The sequence below is a fragment of the Paracoccus sp. J55 genome, assembly GCF_000513975.1.
Classification (GTDB): Bacteria; Pseudomonadota; Alphaproteobacteria; order Rhodobacterales; family Rhodobacteraceae; genus Paracoccus.
This window is the reverse complement of the sequence record NZ_AZVA01000008.1, coordinates 75,980-96,091: the sequence shown is the minus strand read 5'-3', so window position 1 is coordinate 96,091 and position 20,112 is coordinate 75,980. Positions and strand designations below refer to the sequence as shown.

General features: G+C 68.5%; 19 protein-coding genes and 1 other RNA gene. 5 read left to right on the top strand and 15 right to left on the bottom strand.

Going from position 1 to position 20,112, the window contains the following annotated elements; all coding sequences use genetic code 11:
• Window positions 1–8 precede the first annotated feature (8 nt).
• From recF to mutM, 6 genes are all read right to left on the bottom strand, one after another.
• Window positions 9–1,088 carry a DNA replication/repair protein RecF gene (gene recF, locus PARJ55_RS0109855; protein ID WP_028712882.1) on the bottom strand — a complete coding sequence of 360 codons (1,080 nt, stop codon included), beginning with the start codon at window positions 1,086–1,088 and terminating at the stop codon, window positions 9–11.
• Complete coding sequence (gene dnaN, locus PARJ55_RS0109850) at window positions 1,085–2,203, bottom strand: DNA polymerase III subunit beta (protein ID WP_028712881.1); 1,119 nt, start codon at window positions 2,201–2,203, stop codon at window positions 1,085–1,087. The genes recF and dnaN overlap by 4 nt, the downstream gene beginning before the upstream one ends.
• Before the next feature lie 89 nt (window positions 2,204–2,292).
• The gene (gene dnaA, locus PARJ55_RS0109845) at window positions 2,293–3,639 is read right to left on the bottom strand and encodes a chromosomal replication initiator protein DnaA (RefSeq protein ID WP_028712880.1); all 1,347 of its coding nucleotides are present in this window, start codon (window positions 3,637–3,639) and stop codon (window positions 2,293–2,295) included.
• A 509-nt stretch (window positions 3,640–4,148) separates the two neighbouring features.
• Window positions 4,149–4,418 carry a 30S ribosomal protein S20 gene (rpsT, locus tag PARJ55_RS0109840; protein ID WP_028712879.1) on the bottom strand — a complete coding sequence of 90 codons (270 nt, stop codon included), beginning with the start codon at window positions 4,416–4,418 and terminating at the stop codon, window positions 4,149–4,151.
• Between the two features lie 147 nt (window positions 4,419–4,565).
• Window positions 4,566–5,342, bottom strand: a complete 777-nt coding sequence (locus PARJ55_RS0109835) for an enoyl-CoA hydratase (protein WP_028712878.1) — start codon at window positions 5,340–5,342, stop codon at window positions 4,566–4,568.
• A 119-nt stretch (window positions 5,343–5,461) separates the two neighbouring features.
• The gene (gene mutM, locus PARJ55_RS0109830) at window positions 5,462–6,307 is read right to left on the bottom strand and encodes a bifunctional DNA-formamidopyrimidine glycosylase/DNA-(apurinic or apyrimidinic site) lyase (protein WP_028712877.1); all 846 of its coding nucleotides are present in this window, start codon (window positions 6,305–6,307) and stop codon (window positions 5,462–5,464) included.
• Window positions 6,308–6,406: 99 nt separating this feature from the next.
• Between mutM and ubiE the strand changes: the two genes are divergently transcribed.
• From ubiE to PARJ55_RS0109810, 4 genes are all read left to right on the top strand, one after another.
• Window positions 6,407–7,171 (top strand): bifunctional demethylmenaquinone methyltransferase/2-methoxy-6-polyprenyl-1,4-benzoquinol methylase UbiE, encoded by a 765-nt coding sequence (gene ubiE, locus PARJ55_RS0109825; protein ID WP_028712876.1) that lies wholly within the window; start codon window positions 6,407–6,409, stop codon window positions 7,169–7,171.
• Window position 7,172: 1 nt separating this feature from the next.
• Window positions 7,173–8,708, top strand: coding sequence for a 2-polyprenylphenol 6-hydroxylase (gene ubiB, locus PARJ55_RS0109820; protein ID WP_028712875.1), 1,536 nt, complete (start codon window positions 7,173–7,175; stop codon window positions 8,706–8,708).
• A gap of 60 nt (window positions 8,709–8,768) precedes the next feature.
• Window positions 8,769–9,587: a TIGR00282 family metallophosphoesterase gene (locus PARJ55_RS0109815; RefSeq protein ID WP_028712874.1), complete on the top strand. Its 819-nt coding sequence runs from the start codon at window positions 8,769–8,771 to the stop codon at window positions 9,585–9,587.
• A gap of 98 nt (window positions 9,588–9,685) precedes the next feature.
• Window positions 9,686–11,464 carry an SLC13 family permease gene (locus PARJ55_RS0109810; RefSeq protein ID WP_028712873.1) on the top strand — a complete coding sequence of 593 codons (1,779 nt, stop codon included), beginning with the start codon at window positions 9,686–9,688 and terminating at the stop codon, window positions 11,462–11,464.
• A 177-nt stretch (window positions 11,465–11,641) separates the two neighbouring features.
• Here the strand turns inward: PARJ55_RS0109810 and PARJ55_RS0109805 are convergent, their stop codons facing one another.
• The 3 genes from PARJ55_RS0109805 to PARJ55_RS0109795 all read right to left on the bottom strand — a co-directional run bounded on the left by PARJ55_RS0109805 (window position 11,642) and on the right by PARJ55_RS0109795 (window position 13,570).
• Complete coding sequence (locus tag PARJ55_RS0109805; protein ID WP_028712872.1) at window positions 11,642–12,475, bottom strand: 1-acyl-sn-glycerol-3-phosphate acyltransferase; 834 nt, start codon at window positions 12,473–12,475, stop codon at window positions 11,642–11,644.
• The gene (locus PARJ55_RS0109800; protein ID WP_028712871.1) at window positions 12,472–13,251 is read right to left on the bottom strand and encodes a GNAT family N-acetyltransferase; all 780 of its coding nucleotides are present in this window, start codon (window positions 13,249–13,251) and stop codon (window positions 12,472–12,474) included. The genes PARJ55_RS0109805 and PARJ55_RS0109800 overlap by 4 nt, the downstream gene beginning before the upstream one ends.
• Before the next feature lie 139 nt (window positions 13,252–13,390).
• Window positions 13,391–13,570 carry a DUF3553 domain-containing protein gene (locus PARJ55_RS0109795; protein WP_028712870.1) on the bottom strand — a complete coding sequence of 60 codons (180 nt, stop codon included), beginning with the start codon at window positions 13,568–13,570 and terminating at the stop codon, window positions 13,391–13,393.
• Window positions 13,571–13,610: 40 nt separating this feature from the next.
• On the opposite strand from PARJ55_RS0109795, the gene PARJ55_RS0109790 reads away from it, so the two are divergent.
• Window positions 13,611–14,267, top strand: coding sequence for a histidine phosphotransferase family protein (locus tag PARJ55_RS0109790; RefSeq protein ID WP_028712869.1), 657 nt, complete (start codon window positions 13,611–13,613; stop codon window positions 14,265–14,267).
• Window positions 14,268–14,270: 3 nt separating this feature from the next.
• On the opposite strand, the gene PARJ55_RS22995 is transcribed toward PARJ55_RS0109790, so the two are convergent.
• The 6 genes from PARJ55_RS22995 to ppk2 all read right to left on the bottom strand — a co-directional run bounded on the left by PARJ55_RS22995 (window position 14,271) and on the right by ppk2 (window position 20,112).
• Window positions 14,271–15,212 carry an alpha/beta hydrolase gene (locus tag PARJ55_RS22995; protein ID WP_051416227.1) on the bottom strand — a complete coding sequence of 314 codons (942 nt, stop codon included), beginning with the start codon at window positions 15,210–15,212 and terminating at the stop codon, window positions 14,271–14,273.
• Window positions 15,212–16,483: a glutamate-5-semialdehyde dehydrogenase gene (locus PARJ55_RS0109780; RefSeq protein ID WP_028712868.1), complete on the bottom strand. Its 1,272-nt coding sequence runs from the start codon at window positions 16,481–16,483 to the stop codon at window positions 15,212–15,214. The genes PARJ55_RS22995 and PARJ55_RS0109780 overlap by 1 nt, the downstream gene beginning before the upstream one ends.
• A gap of 70 nt (window positions 16,484–16,553) precedes the next feature.
• Window positions 16,554–16,907: a transfer-messenger RNA gene (ssrA, locus tag PARJ55_RS23310) on the bottom strand.
• A 175-nt stretch (window positions 16,908–17,082) separates the two neighbouring features.
• The gene (locus PARJ55_RS0109775) at window positions 17,083–18,135 is read right to left on the bottom strand and encodes a PotD/PotF family extracellular solute-binding protein (RefSeq protein WP_028712867.1); all 1,053 of its coding nucleotides are present in this window, start codon (window positions 18,133–18,135) and stop codon (window positions 17,083–17,085) included.
• A 231-nt stretch (window positions 18,136–18,366) separates the two neighbouring features.
• Entirely contained in the window at window positions 18,367–19,158 is a 792-nt protein-coding gene (locus PARJ55_RS21835) for a YgcG family protein (protein ID WP_232215688.1), read from the bottom strand.
• A 21-nt stretch (window positions 19,159–19,179) separates the two neighbouring features.
• The gene (gene ppk2, locus PARJ55_RS0109765; protein WP_156929467.1) at window positions 19,180–20,112 is read right to left on the bottom strand and encodes a polyphosphate kinase 2; all 933 of its coding nucleotides are present in this window, start codon (window positions 20,110–20,112) and stop codon (window positions 19,180–19,182) included.

Below are 20,112 nucleotides of genomic sequence, written 5' to 3'. Positions count from 1 at the left end.
TTTGCTCCTCAAATACCCATTGCGAGGGTCGAAGTCTCACCCTGCCGCTCGATCGCCAGGAATTGCGCCCGGCCGTGCAGCGCCTCGAACAGTTCCGGCCCGGTGCCGGTCAGCCAGCTCTGGGCGCCAAGCGCGCAGATCTCGTCGTAAAGCGCGGCGCGGCGCTCGGCGTCCAGATGCGCCGCCACTTCGTCAAGCAGCAGCACCGGAGTTTCGCCCTCCAGCGCCCGGGCATTGGCGAGGACCAGCGACAGAAGCAGCGCCTTCTGCTCGCCGGTCGAGGACAGCGCCGCGGGCATGGAATGCGGCCCCCAATGCGCGCCCAGGTCGGCGCGATGCGGGCCGGTCAGGGTGCGGCCGGCGGCTATGTCGCGGCTGCGGCCCTCGGCCAGCCGGGCGGCGATGCTGTCGGGATCGGGATCGCAGGCAAAACCCTCGCCGGGCAGCAGGGTCAGGCTGGCCGAGGGAAAGGCGGTGCCGGCCCCGTCCTGCGCCGCCATGATCCGGGCGATGGCGTCCAGCCGGTTGCGCGTCACCGCCGAGCCGGTCTCGGCCATCTGCGCCTCCAGCGCGCGATACCAGCCGGGGTCGCGGATCTCGTCCTTGAGCAGCCGGTTGCGCTCGCGCATGGCCTTGTCATAGGCCAGCGCATCTTCGGCATGGCCGGGGGTGAAGCTCAGCGTCACGCGGTCGAGAAAGCGCCGCCGCTGTTCCGGCGCGTCGGTCCACAGCCGGTCCATGGCCGGGGTCAGCCAGATCAGCCGCATCAGCCCGCCAAGCGCGATCTGCGTCGCGGGCCTGTCGTCGATCACGACCTCGCGCCGCTCGCCGGGCAGGGCGCGGGTCAGGACCTCACGCTTGCCGATCCGGGCGCGGATCTGCCAGCCGACATCCGGGCCCTTGCGGGCCTGGTCGCCGGGCGCGGCGCCGCGCATGCCGCGGCCGGGCGACAGCATCGAGATGGCTTCCAGGATATTGGTCTTGCCCGCCCCGTTCGGGCCGTGGATGGCGACGGGGCGGCGGTCGGCCTCGATCTCCAGCCTGGCCCAGCTGCGGAACTGGGTCAGGTGCAGCCGGGTCAGCGTCACACGCGCATCGGCATGACGACATAGACCGCGCTGGTGTCGCCGCCTTCGCGGATCAGCGCCGCGTCGCCCGAGCCGTTGAACAGGAAGACCGCATTCTCGCGCTCGATCTGGCTGGCGATCTCGTGCAGGTATTTGGCGTTGAAGCCGATCTCCAGCGGATCGTCGGCATAGGCCACCGGCAGCTCCTCGTCGGCCGCGCCGGCATCGGGGGCGTTCACCGACAGGACCAGCCGGTCCTCGTCCAGGGACAGCTTGACGGCCCGCGAACGCTCGCTGCTGACGGTGGCCACCCGGTCGACGGCCTTGGCGAAATCGCCGGCATCGACTTCCAGCTTGCGGGCATTGGCCGAGGGGATCACGCGGCTGTAATCCGGGAAGGTGCCGTCGATCACCTTCGAGGTCAGGGTGATGGTGGGCGTGGCAAAGCGCACCTTGGTTTCGCTGACCGAAACCGCGATCTCGGCCTCGTCGTCGTCCAGCAGCTTGCGCAGTTCGGCCACGGTCTTGCGCGGCACGATCACGCCCGGCATCTCTTCGGCGCCCGAGGGCAGCGGCGCGTCGATCCGCGCCAGCCGGTGGCCGTCGGTGGCGACGCAGCGCAGGGTCGGGCCGTCCTCGCCCTGCGCGACATGCATGTAGACGCCGTTCAGGTAATAGCGGGTTTCCTCGTTCGAGATGGCGAATTTCGACTTGTCGAACAGCCGGCGCAGCACCACGGCGGGGGCCGAGAAATTCGCCGAATATTCCGACGAGGACATGACCGGAAAATCCTCGCGCGGCAGCGTCGCCAGGCTGAAATTCGAGCGCCCGGCCTGCACCGACAGCCGCTGCGAGGCAGCGTCGAGGCTGAGCTGCACCAGCGCGCCGTCCGGCAGCTTGCGGGCGATGTCGTTGAGCATCCCGGCCGAGACGGTGGTGGCGCCGGGCCGCTCGACCTGCGCATGCGCGCGGTCCACGATCTCGGTATCCAGGTCGGTGGCGCGGAAGCTGACGCCTTCGGGCGTAGCCTCGATCAGCACATTGGCCAGGATCGGAATGGTGTTGCGGCGTTCGACGACGGACTGGGCCTGGGAAACGGCCTTGACCAGATCGGCGCGTTCAATCGAAAATTTCATAGGTCCACCCTCATGTCCTTCTGGTCTCATGCCGGTCTGGCGCGGGGCGCCAATTTGGCACATTCCCGCGCAAGGTCAAGCGCATGCGTTCAGGCTTCCAGAAGGCGGCGCAGCAGGTCGATGTCTTCCGCCAGGCCGCGGTCGGCGCTGCGCAGCTCCTCGATCTTCTTCACCCCATGCATGATGGTGGTGTGGTCGCGGCCGCCGAAACGCCGCCCGATCTCGGGCAGGCTGCGCGAGGTCATCTGCTTGGACAGATACATGGCGATCTGCCGCGGCCGGGCGACGGTGCGCACGCGCTTGGGCCCGATCATGTCGGCCAGGCGGATGTTGTAATGCTCGGCCACCTTGCGCTGGATCTCCTCGATGGAAACCTTGCGGTCGTTGGCGCGCAGGATGTCGGCCAGGCATTCTTGCGTCATGTCCAGCGTGATCTCGCGGCCCATCAGGCTGGCGAAGGCGAAGAGCCGCTGCAACGCGCCTTCCAGCACCCGGACATTCGAGGTGATGCGGTGCGCCAGGAATTCCAGCACGCCCGGCGCGATCAGCAGCCCGGGATATTGCACGCGGAAGCTGTCGGTCTTGCTTTGCAGGATGCCCAGGCGCAGCTCGTAATCGGTCGGGTGCAGGTCCACCACCAGCCCGCATTGCAGGCGGGACTTGATGCGCTCCTCCATGTCCTTGATCTCGCCCGGCGCGCGGTCGGCCGAGATGACGATCTGCTTGCCCTGATCGACCAGGGTGTTGAAGGTGTGGAAGAATTCCTCCTGCGTGGATTCCTTGCCGGCGATGAACTGCACGTCATCGACCATCAGCACCGAGACGGTGCGGAACAGTTCCTTGAAATCCATCACCGTGCGGTCGCGCAGCGCCTGGACGAAGCGATACATGAACTGTTCGGCCGAGAGATAGAGCACCCGCGCCTCGGGCTGGCGCATCTGGATCTCGCGGGCGATGGCATGCATCAGGTGGGTCTTGCCCAGGCCGACGCCGCCATAGAGGAACAGCGGGTTGAAGGTCACCGGCCCGCCCTCGGCCACCCGGCGGGCGGCGGCATGGGCCAGCTCGTTCGGCTTGCCGACCACGAAATTCTCGAAGGTGAAACGGCTGTCCAGCGGCGCGGCCAGGTCCTCTTCGCCCGAGGGGCGCGGGGCGGCGGGGCGCTTGACGGCGGGCGCGGCGGCCTGGCGGGCGGTCTGGCTGCGGGTCTCGAAGCTCAGGCGCTGCACGGGGCCGCCCATGCGGTCCAGCACCTTGAGGATATCGTCGCTGTAATGGCGCGAGACCCAGTCGGACAGGAAGCGGGTCGGGCAGGCGATGGTGGCGGTGCCGTCCGCGACGCCGGTCAGGCGCAGGGGCTCGATCCAGGTGGAGAAACTGTCCGCTCCGACGATCTTCTGAAGTTCTTCACGCGCCTGCCCCCAAAGTCTGTCCATCTCGCCCAGTTCCGTCTCTTGTCCCCACATGCCGCCGGGATTTTCCGGCGTGAGGCGATTCGGTGCCGCGGCCTGAACGCATGAAGTTTCGGCAACAGAAAGCCCGCGCCGCCAAGGCGGTGTGCGGGCCGTCCTGCGGCCGAAACTTTCAGACACGCAGCGCAGGCCGGTGGCAGCCGGCTTTGCGCATTATCGGTAGCGGATCTGTCTGATCCTGCTGCCACCCTGCCTGTCGGCGGCAAAGCCGACGGTTCAGAGCATGTCCCCCAGGCGCGACGGTGAATCGCAGAAAACAAGCTAGCAAGAACCGCAGCCGGCCAGCAACCGATCTTCGCGCTTGACAGTCACTTTGCCGGATCGAATCTCGCCGCTTCGCGGGCATGGCGGGGTGGTCGCCAACAGGCTGGAAAATGTGGGAAAACCCGGGGCTTCCTCATGCGAAAGGGCGCGTTCCGATGGATCGCGCCCCTAGGCAATTCCACTGATAGTTGCACAAATGCCGCAGCCGATCAGGCGGTGGCCAGCGCCTTCACCCGGGCCGAGAGGCGCGAGATCTTGCGCGCGGCGGTGTTCTTGTGGACGACGCCCTTGGTCACGCCGCGCATCAGTTCGGGCTGGGCGCTCTGCAGGGCTTCGCGGGCGGCTTCGGCATTGCCGCTGGCGATGGCTTCCTCGACCTTGCGCAGGAAGGTGCGGATGCGCGAGCGGCGGGCCTTGTTGACGGCGGTGCGGCGCTCGATCTGGCGGGCGCGCTTCTTCGACTGGGGCGTGTTGGCCATGGGTCCTATTCTCTTTCTCGTATTTCGATTACGCAAAAGCCCCACGGCCCCGTCCCTTGCCGGACGGTCATGATTCTTGCCTTAAGCGGGCCCACGCGCATGTAAGCCCGGGCCTATACAGCGCCCCGGGCCGAATGCCAAGCGAAATCAGCGGTCGCGGAACTGCGGCTCGCGCTTCTCCAGGAAAGCGGCCATGCCCTCCTTCTGGTCCTCGGTGGCGAACAGCGCCTGGAAGCTGCGGCGCTCGAACAGGATGCCCTCGCGCAGCGTGGTCTCATAGGCGCGGTTCACCGCCTCCTTGGCGGCCAGCACGGCGATCTGGCTCTTTTCGGCGATCTTCTTCGCCGCCGCCAGCGCCTCGGGGATCAGCCTGGCCGCCGGCACCACGCGGCTGACCAGGCCCGAGCGTTCGGCCTCGGCCGCATCCATGAAGCGCCCGGTCAGATGCATCTCCATCGATTTCGATTTGCCGACGAAGCGGGTCAGGCGCTGGGTGCCGCCGATGCCGGCCATCACCCCGAGGTTGATCTCGGGCTGGCCGAACTTGGCGTTGTCGGCGCAGAGAATGAAGTCGCAGGCCATGGCCAGCTCGCAGCCGCCCCCCAGCGCATAGCCCGAGACGGCGGCGACGATCGGCTTGCGGGTGGCGGTGATGCGGTCGATCTCGGCGCCGAACAGGTCCTCGGTATAGACATCGACGAAACTCTTGGCCGACATCTCCTTGATGTCGGCGCCGGCGGCGAAGGCCTTTTCGCTGCCGGTCAGCACGATGCAGCGCACCTTCTCGTTCCGGTCGGCCTCGGCCAGTGCATCGCCCAGCTCTCCCAGGAGCTGCGAGTTGAGGGCGTTCAGCGCCTCGGGCCGGTTCAGCCGGATCAGCGCCACATAATCGTCGATCTCGACGGTGAGGGTCTGGTAAGCCATCGACTCCTAGCCTTTCGCAAACAAGCTGACCGCGACTCGTAACAAAAGCGCGACCGCAAGGCCAGCGCGCTTCTCTGTTGTCCAAATACCCCCGCCGGAGGCAGCGGCCAGGGGCCGCTTCACTGCTGGCAGAGCGGGCAGAAATAGCTCGACCGGCCCGATTGCACGATGCGCTGGACCGTGCCCGCGCAGCCCGGCCTGGGGCAGGGCGCCCCCTCGCGGTCGTAGACGCGGAAGGAGTGCTGGAAATAGCCCAGCTCGCCCGTCGCCTGCCGGTGGTCGCGCAGGGACGAGCCGCCGGCCGCGATCGCCTCCTCCAGCACGGCGCGGACATGGCCGACCAGCGCCGCCAGCTCGGGCGCCGCGACCGCCCCGGCCAGCCGGCGGGGGTCGATGCCGGCGCGGTAGAGCGCCTCGGAGACGTAGATATTGCCCAGCCCGGCCACGATTCGCTGGTCGAGCAGCGCCGCCTTGACCGGCATGCGCCGCCCGGCGAAGGCGCGTCCCAGCGCCTCGGCGGTGAAGGCCTCCGACAGCGGCTCGGGCCCCAGATGCGCCAGCAGCGGATGCGTCGCCCCCGGCGCCACCAGATCGACCATGCCGAATCGCCGCGCGTCGTTGAAGGTGATGCGCGTGCCCTGGTCGGTCCAGAACACGACATGGTCATGGCGCGGCAGGATCGCCGGGTCGCGGTGAAACTCGCCCTGGCTTTTCCCCTCGATCAGCATCCGCCCCGACATGCCCAGATGCAGAAGCAGGCTGCCGCGATCCTCCAGCTCGGCCAGGATGTATTTCGAGCGTCGCAGCAGGCGCGTCACCCGCGCCCCGGTCAGAACCTGCACCAGATCGGGCGGCAGGGGCCGGCGCAGGTCGGGGCGGCGGGCTTCGGCGCGGGCGATCACCCGCCCCTCAAGATGCGGCTGAAGGCCGCGTCGGACGGTTTCGACCTCTGGCAGTTCTGGCATTTTCTTCCCGTTCGTCGCATGGTGCGGCCCGCGTCCCAGCTATGGCGCGCGGCGCGCTTTCGGACTATCTGGGCGCGAAACGACGGATGGACAAGCGATATGACCTCTGACGAGCGCGGCAACAGCAACGGGGAAACCCATTTCGGCTTTCGCACCGTGGCCGAGGCGGACAAGGCCGGGCTGGTCCATGGCGTCTTCTCTCGCGTCGCCTCGCGCTATGACGTGATGAACGACCTGATGAGCGCCGGCATTCACCGCATCTGGAAGACCGCGATGATGGACTGGCTGGCGCCGCGCGACGGCCAGCACCTGCTGGACGTGGCGGGCGGCACCGGCGACATCGCCTTCCGCTTCCTGGACCGCGCGCCGGGCGCCCGCGTCACCGTCTGCGACATGACCGAGTCGATGCTGGTCGAGGGCAGGAAGCGGGCCGAGGCCGGCAAGCTCGCCGACCGGCTCGCCTGGGTCACCGGCGACGCCATGCAGCTGCCTTTCGCCGATGACAGCTTCGACCGCTATACGATCAGCTTCGGCATCCGCAACGTCACCCGCATCCCCGATGCCCTGGCCGAGGCGCGGCGCGTCCTGCGCCCCGGCGGCCGGCTGATGGTGCTGGAATTCAGCCAGATGCCGGTGCCGATGCTGCAATGGCTCTACGACCGCTATTCCTTCAACGTGATCCCGGTCATGGGCCAGATCGTCGCGAACGACCGCGACAGCTATCAGTATCTGGTCGAATCGATCCGCAAGTTCCCCGATCAGGAAACCTTCGCCACCATGATCCGCGAGGCGGGCTTCGGCCGCGTGCAATGGCGCAACCTCTCCATGGGCATCGCCGCGCTGCATTCCGGCTGGAAGCTCTGACATGCGCGGTCCTCACAATATCTGGCGCCTGATCCGCACCGGCGCCACCTTCGAGCGCACCGGCGCGATGAAGGTGGCGCTGGACGCGGCGGATGCGCCGGCCCGCATCCGCATCGCCGCCCGCATCCTGGGCTGGCCCTTCGCCTGGCTGGGCTACAAGGGCGACCCGGCCCTGCCGCCCGTCACCCGCGCCATCACCGCGCTGGGGCCGGCCTATGTGAAATTCGGCCAGATCCTCTCGACCCGGCCGGACGTGGTGGGGGTGGACCTGGCCGACCAGCTTTCGATGCTGCAGGACCGGCTGGCGCCCTTTCCGCAGGACCAGGCGCTGCGCACCGTCGCGGCCGAGCTGGGCCGCCCGGTCGAGACGCTGTTCAGCGAGTTCTCCGAACCGGTGGCCGCCGCCTCCATCGCCCAGGTGCATCGTGCGCGCCGCGCCGACAATGGCCGCGAGGTCGCGGTCAAGGTGCTGCGCCCGGGGATCGAATCCGCCTTCCGCCGCGACATCGACGCCTTCCACTTCGCCGCCGGCATGATCGAGCGGCTGTCGCCGGCCACCCGCCGGCTGCGGCCGCGCGACGTGGTGGCGCATTTCGAATCGGTGGTGACCGGAGAGCTGGACCTGCGGCTCGAAGCCGCCTCGGCCTCGGAATTCGCCGAGAACACCGCGGGCGACGAGGGCATGGCGGTGCCCGCCCCCTATTGGCATCTCAGCGCCCGGCGGGTGCTGACCACCGATTGGGCCGAGGGCGTGCCGATGGGCGATATCGCCGCGCTGCGGGCGGCGGGACACGACCTGCCGACCATCGGCGCGCGGGTGCTGCAGCTGTTCCTGCGCCATGCGCTGCGCGACGGCTATTTCCACGCCGACATGCATCAGGGCAATCTGAAGGTGGCGGCGAACGGCGACATCGTCATCTACGATTTCGGCATCATGGGCGAGATCGACGAATATACCCGCCGCGTCTATGCCGAGATCCTGATGGGCTTCATCCGCCGCGACTACGAGCGCGTGGCGCGGGTGCATTTCGAGGCGGGCTACGTGCCCCGCGACCGCGACATCAAGGAATTCGCCCGCGCGCTGCGTGCCGTGGGCGAGCCGATCTTCGGCGCCGATGCCAGCCGGATCTCGATGGCCAACCTGCTGGCCTATCTGTTCGAGGTCACCGAACGCTTCGGCATGGCGACGCGGACCGAATTGATCCTGCTGCAGCGCACCATGGTGGTGGTCGAGGGCGTGGCGCGCTCGCTCGACCCGCAGATCAACATGTGGCAGGTCGCCCGGCCGGTGGTGGAAAGCTATATCCGCGACAATCTCGGGCCGCGCGCCGCGGTGCGCGACCTGACCCGGGCCGCGCAGGTGCTGGGGCGCTTCGCGCCGCTCCTGCCGGAATTCCTGGAACGCCGCATGCCCGAACTCCTGCGCGAGCCGCCGCCGCCGGCCCAGACGCGGAGACGCCCGGGATTCGCCGCGGGCATCGCGCTTGGCGCCATGGTCGCGCTGGCGGGCGCGGCGCTTGGCGCATGGCTGGGATAAGGCCGCCCGGGCCCCCCGCCGGGGCTTGAGCGCGCGCCCGCTTTCGCCTAACGCTGCCCCATGCGGATTCTGTATCTTGGCGATGTGATGGGACGCGCGGGCCGGCGCGCGATTGCAGAGGGGCTTGCGCCCCTGAAGCAGCAACTGGGCGTCGATTTCACCATCGTGAACGGCGAGAATGCCAGCGGCGGCATGGGCCTGACCGGAGGGCATGCCAAGCTGATCCTCGATGCCGGCGCCGACTGCATCACGCTGGGCGACCATGCCTTCGACCAGAAGGAGATGCTGTCCTATATCGAGACCGAACCGCGCATCATCCGGCCGCTGAACTATTCCAAGGTCGCACCCGGCCACGGCGCCCGGGTTTTCGAGGCGACGCGCGGCCGCAAGGTTCTGGTGGCGCAGGTGCTGGGCCAGGTCTTCATGAAGCGGCCCTTCGACGACCCGTTCTCGGCCATCGACGCGGTGCTGCGCGCCCATCCGCTGGGGGGGCTGGTGCAGGCCAGCGTGGTGGACATCCATGCCGAGGCGACGAGCGAGAAGATGGCGATGGGCCATTGGTGCGACGGCCGCGCCAGCCTGGTCGTCGGCACCCATACCCATGTGCCCACCGCCGATGCGACGATCCTGAACCGCGGCACCGCCTACCAGACCGATGCCGGCATGTGCGGCGACTACGACAGCGTGATCGGCATGGAGAAGGCCGAGCCGCTGCGCCGCTTCCTGACCGGCATGGCCCAGGAACGCTTCACCCCCGCCGAGGGCGAGGCCACGCTGTCGGGCGTGCTGGTCACGACCGACGATCGCACCGGCAAGGCGGTGGCGGTCGAGCCGCTGCGCCGGGGCGGCCGGCTGGCCCCGACGCAGCTTCCCGCCTGAACCGGCCATGGCCCCCGCTTTTGCTTGCGACGCGGGGGAAAATAATTCTATGACCCATCGAACAGGCCGTGATTTAGCGGCGCACGGGACGGGATTGCATGCTGGGCTTTGAACTGACCGGAACCAATGCGGCATTCGCGATGCTGATCATCGTGACCATCATGTTCATCGAGTTCATTCGCGAAAAGCATCCGCCCGAAGTCGTGGCCATCGGCACCGCCGCGGTGATGATGCTGCTGGGCCTTCTGCCGATCAAGGACGCGGCCGGGGTGCTGTCGAACTCGGCGCCCTGGACCATCGCCTTCATGTTCCTGATCATGGGCGGACTTCTGCGGACCGGTGCCCTGGAAATCATGTCCCGCCTCGTGACCGCGCGGGCGGCCAGCCATCCGCGCTTCACCATCGGCGCGCTGTTCCTGTTCGTGATCCTGGCCTCGGCGATCATGAACAACACGCCGGTGGTGGCGGTCATGATCCCCATCTTCATCCAGCTGGCGCTGCGGCTGGGGTTCTCGCCCTCGAAGCTGCTGATGCCGCTGAGCTATTTCACCATCCTGGGCGGGATGATGACGCTGATCGGCACCTCGACCAACCTGCTGGTCGACGGCGTGGCGCGCGAGCAGGGCATGGTGCCCTTCACCATCTTCGAGATCGCCCCGGTCGGCATCGCCATCACGCTGGCGGGCATCGCCTATTTCGCCACCATCGGCTGGCGGCTTCTGCCCGACCGCACCTCGCTGGCCGGCTTCCTCGGCACCCGGCGCGAGATGAAATACTTCACCGAGGTGGCCATCCCCGAGGAATCCAGCCTGGTCGGCCAGCCGGTGCTGACCGCGCCGATCTTCAAGCGCGACGCGGTGCGGGTGATCGACGTGCTGCGCGGCGATGCCTCGCTGCGCCGCAACCTGGCCGAGGTGGCGCTGGAGCCGGGTGACCGCGTGGTGCTGCGCTCGGAAATGGCCGATCTGCTGGAGATGCAGGCCAACAAGAATTTCCAGATGGTGGACAAGCTCAGCTCGGTCGCCACCGAGACCGTCGAGGTGCTGATCTCGCCCGGCGCGCGGCTGGTCGGGCGCCGGCTGGGCGACATGCGCCTGCGCCGCCGATACGGGGTCTATGTCCTGGCCGCGCATCGCCGCAGCCAGAACATCGGCCGCCAGCTCGACGACCTGGTGGTGCAGGTCGGCGACACGCTGCTTCTGGAAGGCGCGCCCGAGGATATCGCCCGGCTGGCCGCCGACATGGAGTTGGTCGACGTCTCGCGCCCCTCGGCCCGGCCGTTCCGCCGCGAGCGCGCGCCCATCGCCATCCTCTGCCTTCTGTCGGTGGTGTCGCTGGCGGCGCTGGACGTGGCGCCGATCATGGCGCTGGCCTTCATCGCCTCGGCGATCATCCTGATCACCCGCTGCGTTGATGCCGAGGAAGCGTTCTCGTTTGTCGATGCCCGGCTGCTGGCGATGATCTTCGCCATGCTGGCGGTGGGCGAGGCGCTGGAGCACACCGGCACGGTCAATCTGGTGGTGGATGCCGTGGCGCCCCACCTGCGCGGCCTGCCGCCCTTCGCCACCCTGATTGCGGTCTATTTCCTCGGCCTCGTCATGACCGAGGTGCTGTCGAACAACGCCGTCGCGGTGCTCTTGACCCCGGTGGCCATCGCGCTGGCGAAATCGCTGGGCCACGATCCGCGCGCCTATGTGGTGGCGGTGATGTTCTCGGCCACCGTCGCCTTCGCCACCCCCATCGGCTACCAGACGCATCTGATGGTCTACGGCCCCGGCGGCTACCGGTTCAGCGATTTTGTCAAGGTCGGCGTGCCTCTGGACATCATCTGCGGCATTGTCGCCTGCCTGACGATTCCGCTGTTCTGGCCGCTCTGAGCTCGGTGCTCGATTCCCGGCCTTCGCCCGGGCTTCGTTGTTGCATGGGTATTTTCAAAACAGAGAAGACCAGAAACGCCGCCCGCAGCTAGGCGGGCCGGCCCATGACTTCTCTGTTTTGAAAATACCCATGCGGCCGTGCCGCTCGCATGGCGGTCGGCCTTGAAGCGCTGCCGCTCAATCCTGCGAAAAACCTTCGCGAATCTCGGTCTCGGCCCTGATCGCCAGCGTCTTGCGCGTCTCGCCCGCCACCGGGATCGGCGCGTGCAGCCGCACGGTCACCGAGCCCTGCGGATATTGCGCCAGCACCGCCAGCAGATGCGGCCCCAGATCCATGTCGCCCCACCAGCCGTAGAATCGCGGGTCGCGGCTTTCCGGCGCATGGTAATGTGCGCTCATCGGCTGGATCGCCAGCCCTTCGGGCAGGGCCGGGTCGAGGAAGCCCTGGAACAGCGTCGGCTTGAAGGGCAGCACCCGGCAGCCGTCGCTGCTGGTGCCCTCGGGAAAGAACAGCAGCCGATGGCCGGCGCGGGTGCGCTCGGCGAATTCCTCGGCCTGGGCGCGGGCCAGGCGGGGGTCGCGGGCGACGAAATGCGTGTCAGTCACGCGGGTCAGGATGTTGATGCCCGGCCAGCCCGCCACCTCGGATTTCGAGACGAAGAACACAGGCATCGCCGCATTCAGCACGAAGATGTCGAGCCAGCTGGAATGGTTCGCCACCGCCGCCCCGGGGCCGCGCATCGGCCGGCCGATGCAGCGCCATCGCAGTCCCATGATCCACAGGCAGAGGCGGCAGACGATCTGCACATGCGGCCCGGTGACGGGCCGGCGCGGGCCGGTGAACAGCCGCTCGGCCAGGCGCAGCGGCAGGATCAGCAGCACGCCGAGCGCCAGAACCAGCACGATGCCGCCGCCGCGCAGCAGGACCAGCAGCCAGCCCAATGCGCCGGGGCGCGGGATGGCGGGCGGCGGCACTTCGTCCCGCCAGGTGGCGCGGGCGCCCCCGCTCATTGCCCCTGCCGGGTTTCGTAGAACTTGCGGTGCTTTTCCGACATGGCCTTGGTATCGACCAGCAGGAACACGTCGGTGGTGTTGAAGGCGCGGTCCAGCCAGGCGCCTTCGCCGACCATGCCGCCCAGCCGCAGATAGGCCTTGATCAGCGCCGGCATGCCGGTCATGGCGGCGCGGCGGTCCAGCTGCCCGGGCGGGATCAGGTCCATGCGGCGATAGCCGTCGGGACGGGCGCGGGGACGGATCGCCTCGGGCGCGAGGTGATGATGGTGGAGCCAGCTGAGCGGCTGGGCCAGCGCCTGCACGTCGGTGCCGTGGAACGAGGCGACGCCGAACAGGATCTCGATGCCGCGCGCCAGCACGTAATCGGCCAGGGCGTTCCACATCAGGAACATGCCCGAGCCGCCGCGATAGGCCGGATCGACGCAGGACCGGCCCAGCTCCAGCAGCGACCGCCCCGAGGCGCGCAGCGGCGCGAGGTCGTATTCGCTGTCGCAATAGAAGCGGCCGAACGCCTCGGCCCGGTCGCCCGGCAGCAGGCGATAGACGCCGACCACATGGTCCAGCGCCTCGCGCGAGCGGCGATTGTCCACCAGCACCAGATGATCGACGACCGGATCGAACTCGTCGCGCTCGAACCGGGACTGATGATCGACCAGCGGCCCGTCGCCGCCCAGCTCCTCGACGAAGACGCGATAGCGCAGGCGCTGCGCCGCCAGAAGGTCGGTCTCGTCCGTGGCAAGACGGGTCGCGAAATAGGACGTCTCTGGCGTCATCGTTACGGCCTTGGAACCCGGGCTGATGGTCTCTGGCCCCGTGTCTAGGCGGGGGGGCGCGACATTGCAACCGCTGGCGCGTCGCGCGATTCAACGGCGATTGACTAACGCAAAAGTTGAATTACTCTGCACGTATCGCTTAATGGGGCTCGGTTGTGACCAGTTCAAGCTCGATATGCCTGCCGTTCACCACCTGCTTTCCGGCATTGGTGAAATTGATGGTGATGCGATCCCCGATGCGCGACTGGACCTGTCCGGTGCCCCATTCGGGGGCGCCGGGATGGCGCACGATCATGCCGGGTTCCAGGATTTCATTCATCTCACGCCCTTTCCCGAGGAAACATGCAGGCTAGCCTTTCATGGACGATCTGACAATCCGCCGCCCGCCCGATGCATCCGCGGCGATCCCGCCCGAGCGTCTTGCAGCGCTGGTCGGCTCGCGGCTCTGCCACGACATCGTCTCGCCGCTGGGCGCCATCGGCAACGGGCTGGAGCTCTTGCAGCTGTCCGGCGCCTGGCCGGGCATCGGCAAGAGCGCCGAGATGCAGCTGATGGCGGAAAGCGTCGAGGCGGCCCGGGCGCGGGTGCGCTGGTTCCGCATGGCCTTCGGCCAAGCCGCGCCCGACCAGCGGCTGAGCCTGGCCGAGCTGGCGGCGCTGCTTGCCGATGTCGAGCGGGGCGGGCGCATCCGCGTCCGGCTGGAAGCCGAGGGCGACCTGCCGCGCGCCGAGGGCCGCATGATCCTGCTGGCGCTGATGTGTTTCGAGACCGCGATGCCCTGGGGCGGCGGCGTGCTGGTCTGCCGCGGCGCCAGCGGCTGGCGGCTGGTGGCCGAATGCAGCCGCACCAAGCCCGATCCGGCGCTGTGGTCCTGGCTCGATGCCGCCCCCGGGCGCGAGCGGCCCGAGCCCGCCGCCTCGGAGGTGCATTTTCCGCTGCTTGCCGGTTTCGCCCGTGCCGCCGGCCGGCCCCTCGCTTGGGAGCTGGACGAGACGGGCGGCGAGATCGCGTTCTGAGCGTCAGATCCCGCCGGACTTCAGCGCCCGGTCCAGCCGTCGCGCCAGCGCCGGCGGGACAGCCTCGACGCTGTCGAGCAGTTCGGACAGCAGTGCGACCGCCAGCTCCTCGCCCCGTTCCAGCAGGATCAGCCCCGCCTCCAGGCGGATGCGCGGGGTGGCACCGGCCGCCAGCGCCCGCAATTCGCGCAGCGCGCGGGCGGGATGTCGGGTCAGGGCGGCAGCCGCCAGGTTCAGCCGGTAGAGCTCGGCCCGGGGCCGTGCGGCACGATGCATCTGCCGGACCAGCGCCGCGTCCAGCCGGTCCTGCACCACCATCTCGGCGATGCGGCCGGTGCCGCCCGTCGCGCCGATCACCCCGGTCGCCGGATGGCCGCCGAAGGGCAGGGCGATGGGCGTCAGATGCGGAAACCCGGCCCGGATCAGCGCCGCATGGGCACGGTCGGCGCGGATGGCCGGATCATAGATCAGCGCGCCGCGCGCGCCGCGATTGCCCAGCGTCTCGGGCCGCGGCATGGGCCGGCCGATGCGGGCGAATTTCGCATGGCGGTCGGGATCGAAGGGCGCCACCGCCGGGTCGATGCAATATTGCGGCGAGACCGCCATGATCCGGTCGGCATGGCAGGCGGCGGAATAGAGCAGCGCCGCATAGCCGCCCATCGAGAATCCGGTCACAATGACCTCGGCATAGTTCCGGGTCGCCTCTCGCAGCGCCCCGGCCAGCGCGGCGTCGCGGTCCGGGACGAACCAGTCGCGCCGCGCCGTCTGCACCACCAGCGCGTCGATCCCCAGCCTTTCGGCGTGGCGCGGCGCGGCGGCGGGCGCGAAGCCCGCCATGCGGTCCCGGCCATGTTCGAAGCCGACCACGGCGCGGCGCCCGTCGCCGGCGCCGCGGAACAGCGTGATGCGGTGGCGGTCGTCCTGGTGCAGCTGTTCGGCCCGCATCAGGGGCGGATGGTGCCGTCGCCGGTGACCAGATACTTGAAGCTGGTCAGCTGCTCGGCGCCGACCGGCCCGCGCGCATGCATCTTGCCGGTGGCGATGCCGATCTCGCCCCCCATGCCGAACTCGCCGCCATCGGCGAATTGCGTCGAGGCGTTGCGCATCAGGATGGCGCTGTCGAGCCCCTTGAAGAAGCGTTCGGCGGTGGCGTCGTTCTCGGTCAGGATCGATTCGGTATGGCCCGAGCCGTAGCGGCGGATATGGGCGATCGCCTCCTCGACGCCGTCGACCAGCCTGACGGCGATGATCTTGTCCAGGAACTCTTGCCCGAAATCCGAGGGCTCGGCCGGGACCGTGCCGGGCACCTTGGCCAATTCGCCCTCGGCCCGCACCTCGACGCCGGCATCCAGCAGGTCCTGCACCAGCACGGGGCCGTGCTTGGTGTAGAACTGCCAGTCGATCAGCAGGCATTCGGCGGCGCCGCAGATGCCGGTGCGCCGGGTCTTGGCGTTCAGCACCACGCGGCGCGCCTTTTCCAGGTCGGCGTCGCGGTCGGCATAGACATGGCAGATGCCCTCCAGATGGGCAAAGACCGGCACGCGGGCCTCTCTCTGCACCAGCCCGACCAGGCCCTTGCCGCCGCGCGGCACGATGACGTCGATGAATTCCTGCGCCCGCAGCATGGCGGCGACGGCCTCGCGGTCGCGGGTCGGGACCATCTGGATCGCCGCCTCGGGCAGCCCGGCCTGCTTCAGGCCCGCGACCAGCGCCTCGTGGATGGCGGTCGAACTTTCCAGGCTTTCCGAGCCGCCGCGCAGGATCACCGCATTGCCGGCCTTCAGCGCCAGCGCCGCGGCATCTGCGGTGACATTGGGCCGGCTTTCGTAGATCACGCCGATCACGCCCAGCGGCGTCGCGACGCGCCGGATGTTGAGCCCGTTCGGCCGGTCCCATTCCGCCAGCACCTTGCCGACCGGATCCTCTTGCGCCGCGACCGAGCGCAGCCCCTCGGCCATGGCGCGAATGCGCGCTGGGTCGAGCTTCAGCCGGTCCAGCATGGCGGGGGAAAGGCCCTTTTCCTCGGCATGGTGCATGTCGAGGATATTGGCGTCGAGGATCGCGTCCTCGGCCTTGAGGATCGCCTCGGCGGTGCCGATCAGCGCGGCATGCTTGCGCTCGGGCGAGGCCTCGGCCAGCACGGCGGCGGCGGCGCGGGCCTTTTGCCCCAGATCCGCGATCAGCGCATCGGCCTCGGAAGTGGTCAGGTCTTTCATGGCGGCATTCCCTTGCATGAGGCCTGAGATAGGCCCGGGCGTGCCGAAAAACCAGAGAGGAAAGGGGGAAGGTGCAGGATTCTGTTGCCAGGCTCCTGCGGGCCCCGCCTTACGCTGCTAGGCGGAAGGGCTTAGGTTTCGGTTACCCGAGCTGCTTACGCAGCCAGAGCCACCGGAGCACGGTTGTCGTTGGCAACTGTACATTTTGCACCGATGACGGTGGTAGCTCACCGAGACAAAGCAAACAGCTTTAGACGTTCGTCGATCCTGTTTCGGCCCCATGTGCCCCCAACGAGGGATGATGGTGGAGCCGCCGGGTACCGCCCCCGGGTCCGATCCGCTTATTACCTGCGCGTTTATGTCCATAGTCCGGGCGAACCCGGACCCCACGAATATAGGCGCCGCCATTCCGGCACGCAAGGGAGGGGAACGCCGTTCCCCTCTTGTCCCGCTGCGCGGGCCAATTCACCCCTTGGAGTATTTGCAAAACGGAGAAAGCCGGGGCGCGGTGCCCGGCCTTCTTCGTTCCTTGAATACTCATTCAGCCGCTTCGCCGGCGAAACGCCCCGCCGAGGGGCGGGGCGCTGCAAGAGAAGGCGTCAGAAGCCGGCCTTGATCTTTTCGAATTCCTGCAGCTGGCGCTCGCGCTGCTGCGGGTCGTTCGGGGTCTGGGCCAGGATCGGGGCGTCCACGGGCGACAGCCCTTCCTGCACCGCCGGCTCGTCCTTGATCGTCTCCATGGCGACGGTCGAGGTATGGCCGTAGCCGATCGTGTCGAGGAGGCCCTTGGCCGATTCGGGCGCGAGCCAGGCGTTGATGAAATCGTAGGCCTTGTCCTCGTTGCCCGGGCCGTTCTTGAGGTTGATGAAGCCGCAGAAGAAGGTCGAGCTGCCCTCCTTGGCCGCGCGCTGGAAGCCGACCGGGAAGCCGTCGTTTTCCAGCAGCACCACGCCGTCGTTCCACGACCAGGCCACGTCTACCGCGCCCGAGGCCATCAGCTGCGCCTGCTCGGCCGGGTCGGCCCAATAGGCCGCGACGTTCTGATGCGCCTGGCGCAGCCAGTCGGCGGCGGCGGCGAACTGCTCATCCGTGACCTCGGTCCAGTCGGTGGTGCCGGTGGCCAGATAGGCCAGCGCCCAGACATCGTCGGCCGAATCGGGCAGCGAGGTGCGGCCCTGGTATTTCGGGTCGATGAAGATGTTCAGGCTGGCGACATCTTCGGCCGGCACGGTTTCGGTATTGTAGGCGACGGCGGTGGCGCCCCAGTCGGTCGGGATGTACCAGACGCCCTCGTCGTCCTTGAAAATTTCCGAATCGAGGAATTCCGGGTCGAGGGTTTCGAAGGCCGGGATCTTCGAGACATCCCAGGGCTCGATCAGCCCGGCGTCGCGGTATTTCGACACCATCTGCGAGCAGGGATGCGCCACGTCCGCCTTGAAGCCCGAGGCGAGCTTCTGATAGGCCTCGTCGTCATCGCCGTAGAAGGCGAAGGTCGGGCCGGTGCCGTGCTTGTCGATATAGCCCTGGAAGATCACCGGTTCCTCGAACCCGGCCCAGTCGAAGACCGTGAGTTCGGGGTCGGCGGCCCAGGCGGCCGTCAGGCTGGTGCTGGCAAGTGCGAGCGCCAGGGCGGGGAAGCGGAGAGGTTTCATGTCGGAGCTTTCGTTGAGGCAGTCTGGCACGACGCTAGCCGCCCCGCGGCGACCTCGCAAGCGCGCCCGCGCCTACCAGCGCCCCGATGCGCCGCCGCCGCGCGACGAGCCGCCGCCGAAGCCCGAGGCGCCCCGCGAGGCGCGATAGCCGGGCGTCGGCTCGCTGCGCAGCACCGTGCCGGTCGGCCCATGCCAGACGGTCTGCGGGCGGAGGCGTTGCCGGCTGTCGGACTAGCCGCAAGCCGGGCAGCGTCGCGTGACATTGTCATGCGAGACCATGTAGCCGCCCTCGGGCAGCGGGGTTTCCAGCGGCGCGACCTGCGTCTCGAGGCCGCGACGGCCGCATTGCGGGCAGCGGTTGCGCCGCCAGGCCTGCCGCGCGATGGCGCCGAGGATCAGCAGCCAGGCGCCGCCGAAGAGGAAGGGGATGATCCTGTCCATCAGCCCGCGTTCGGGCGCCCCGGCCGGCTGGCCCGCCGCGACCGGCCGGGCGATCAGCTCGATCACCGCCAGCGTGCCGTCGCGGATGCCCTGCGACATCCGGCCGTCGCGAAAGGCGGGCAGCATGGTGTTGCGCATGATCTCCTGCGGCAGGATGTCGGCGTCGTTCTCGTAGCCGCGGCCGAGTTCGATCCGCGCCTCGCGGTCTCCGGCCAGCACCAGGACCATGAAGCCGTCGCTGCGCGCGGCGTCGCCCACGCCCCAATGGTTGAAAAGCCGGGTGGTGAAGGGCTCCAGCCCGTCGGTCCCGCCGTAGCGCGCCCGGTCGGCCAGCGTGACGACCGTGCCCTCGATGCCGGCCTGGTCCCGGAGCGTGCTCAGCGCCGCGTCGACGGTCTGGGCATCCTCGGGCGTGAGCAGCCCGGCGAAATCGTTGATGCGCAGGTGCTGCCAGTCGGGCAGGGTCTGCGCATGGGCCGGGGCCAGCAGCGCCAGCCAGAGGAGCGCGGACAGCCATGCCGCCGCCCGGATGGCGCGCTGCGGGATCTTGGCGGGCGGGGCGGTCCTGAACGGGCTATCCATCGTCGCTTCTCGTCTTGCGCCCTATCCCGGCAGGATCTCGGGGCCGCCGGTGATCTGCGGGTCGGGCTGGCCTATCACCTCGTCGTCGCGGCCGGCGAAATCGACCGCGCGCAGGATGGTCTGGATGGCGGCGATCCGCGCCCGCCTCTTGTCGTCGGCGCGGATCACCGTCCAGGGCGCGATGCCGGAATGGCTGCGCAGCAGCGTGTCGCGGATCGCGGCGCTGTAATCGTCCCATTTCGCCAGCCCGTCCACGTCGATCGCGCTGAGCTTCCATTGCTTCAGCGGATCGCGCTCGCGGTCGAGGAAACGCTGGAGCTGCTCGGGCCGGCCCACCTCCAGCCACAGCTTGACCAGGATCACCCCGTCGTCGGCCAGCATGGTCTCGAAGGGCGGCAATTGCCGGAAGAAGGTCTCGCGCTGCGCGTCGGTGCAGAAGCCGAAGACCTTCTCGACCACTCCGCGATTATACCAGCTGCGGTCGAAGAGCGCGATCTCGCCGCGCGCGGGCAGCCAGTCGACATAGCGCTGGAAATACCATTCCCCGGCCTCGCGCTCGCTGGGCTTGGGCAGGGCGACGATATAGGCCGAACGCGGGTTGAGGTTCTCGCGCACCCGCTCGATGGTGCCGCCCTTTCCGGCGGCGTCGCGGCCCTCGAACAGCACCACCATGCGCTTGCCGGTATGGATCACGTCGCGCATCAGCCGCACCAGCTGCAACTGCAGCCCGGCCATGCGCTCGTCGTAATCCTTGCCCTTCATCTCCTCGGGATAGGGATAGGAGGGGTCGAGGATGCGGCCCTTTTCCGCCGCCTTCACGGCCTTGCGCAATGCCTCGGGCGCCTGCTTTTCCAGGTAGCGGGTGATGGCGCCCACGAAGGGCAGGTCGGGCAGCGATTTCGGCGCCCCGGTCCCGTCCTTCCCATCCTTCCAGCCATTGCCGTTCTTGCCCAT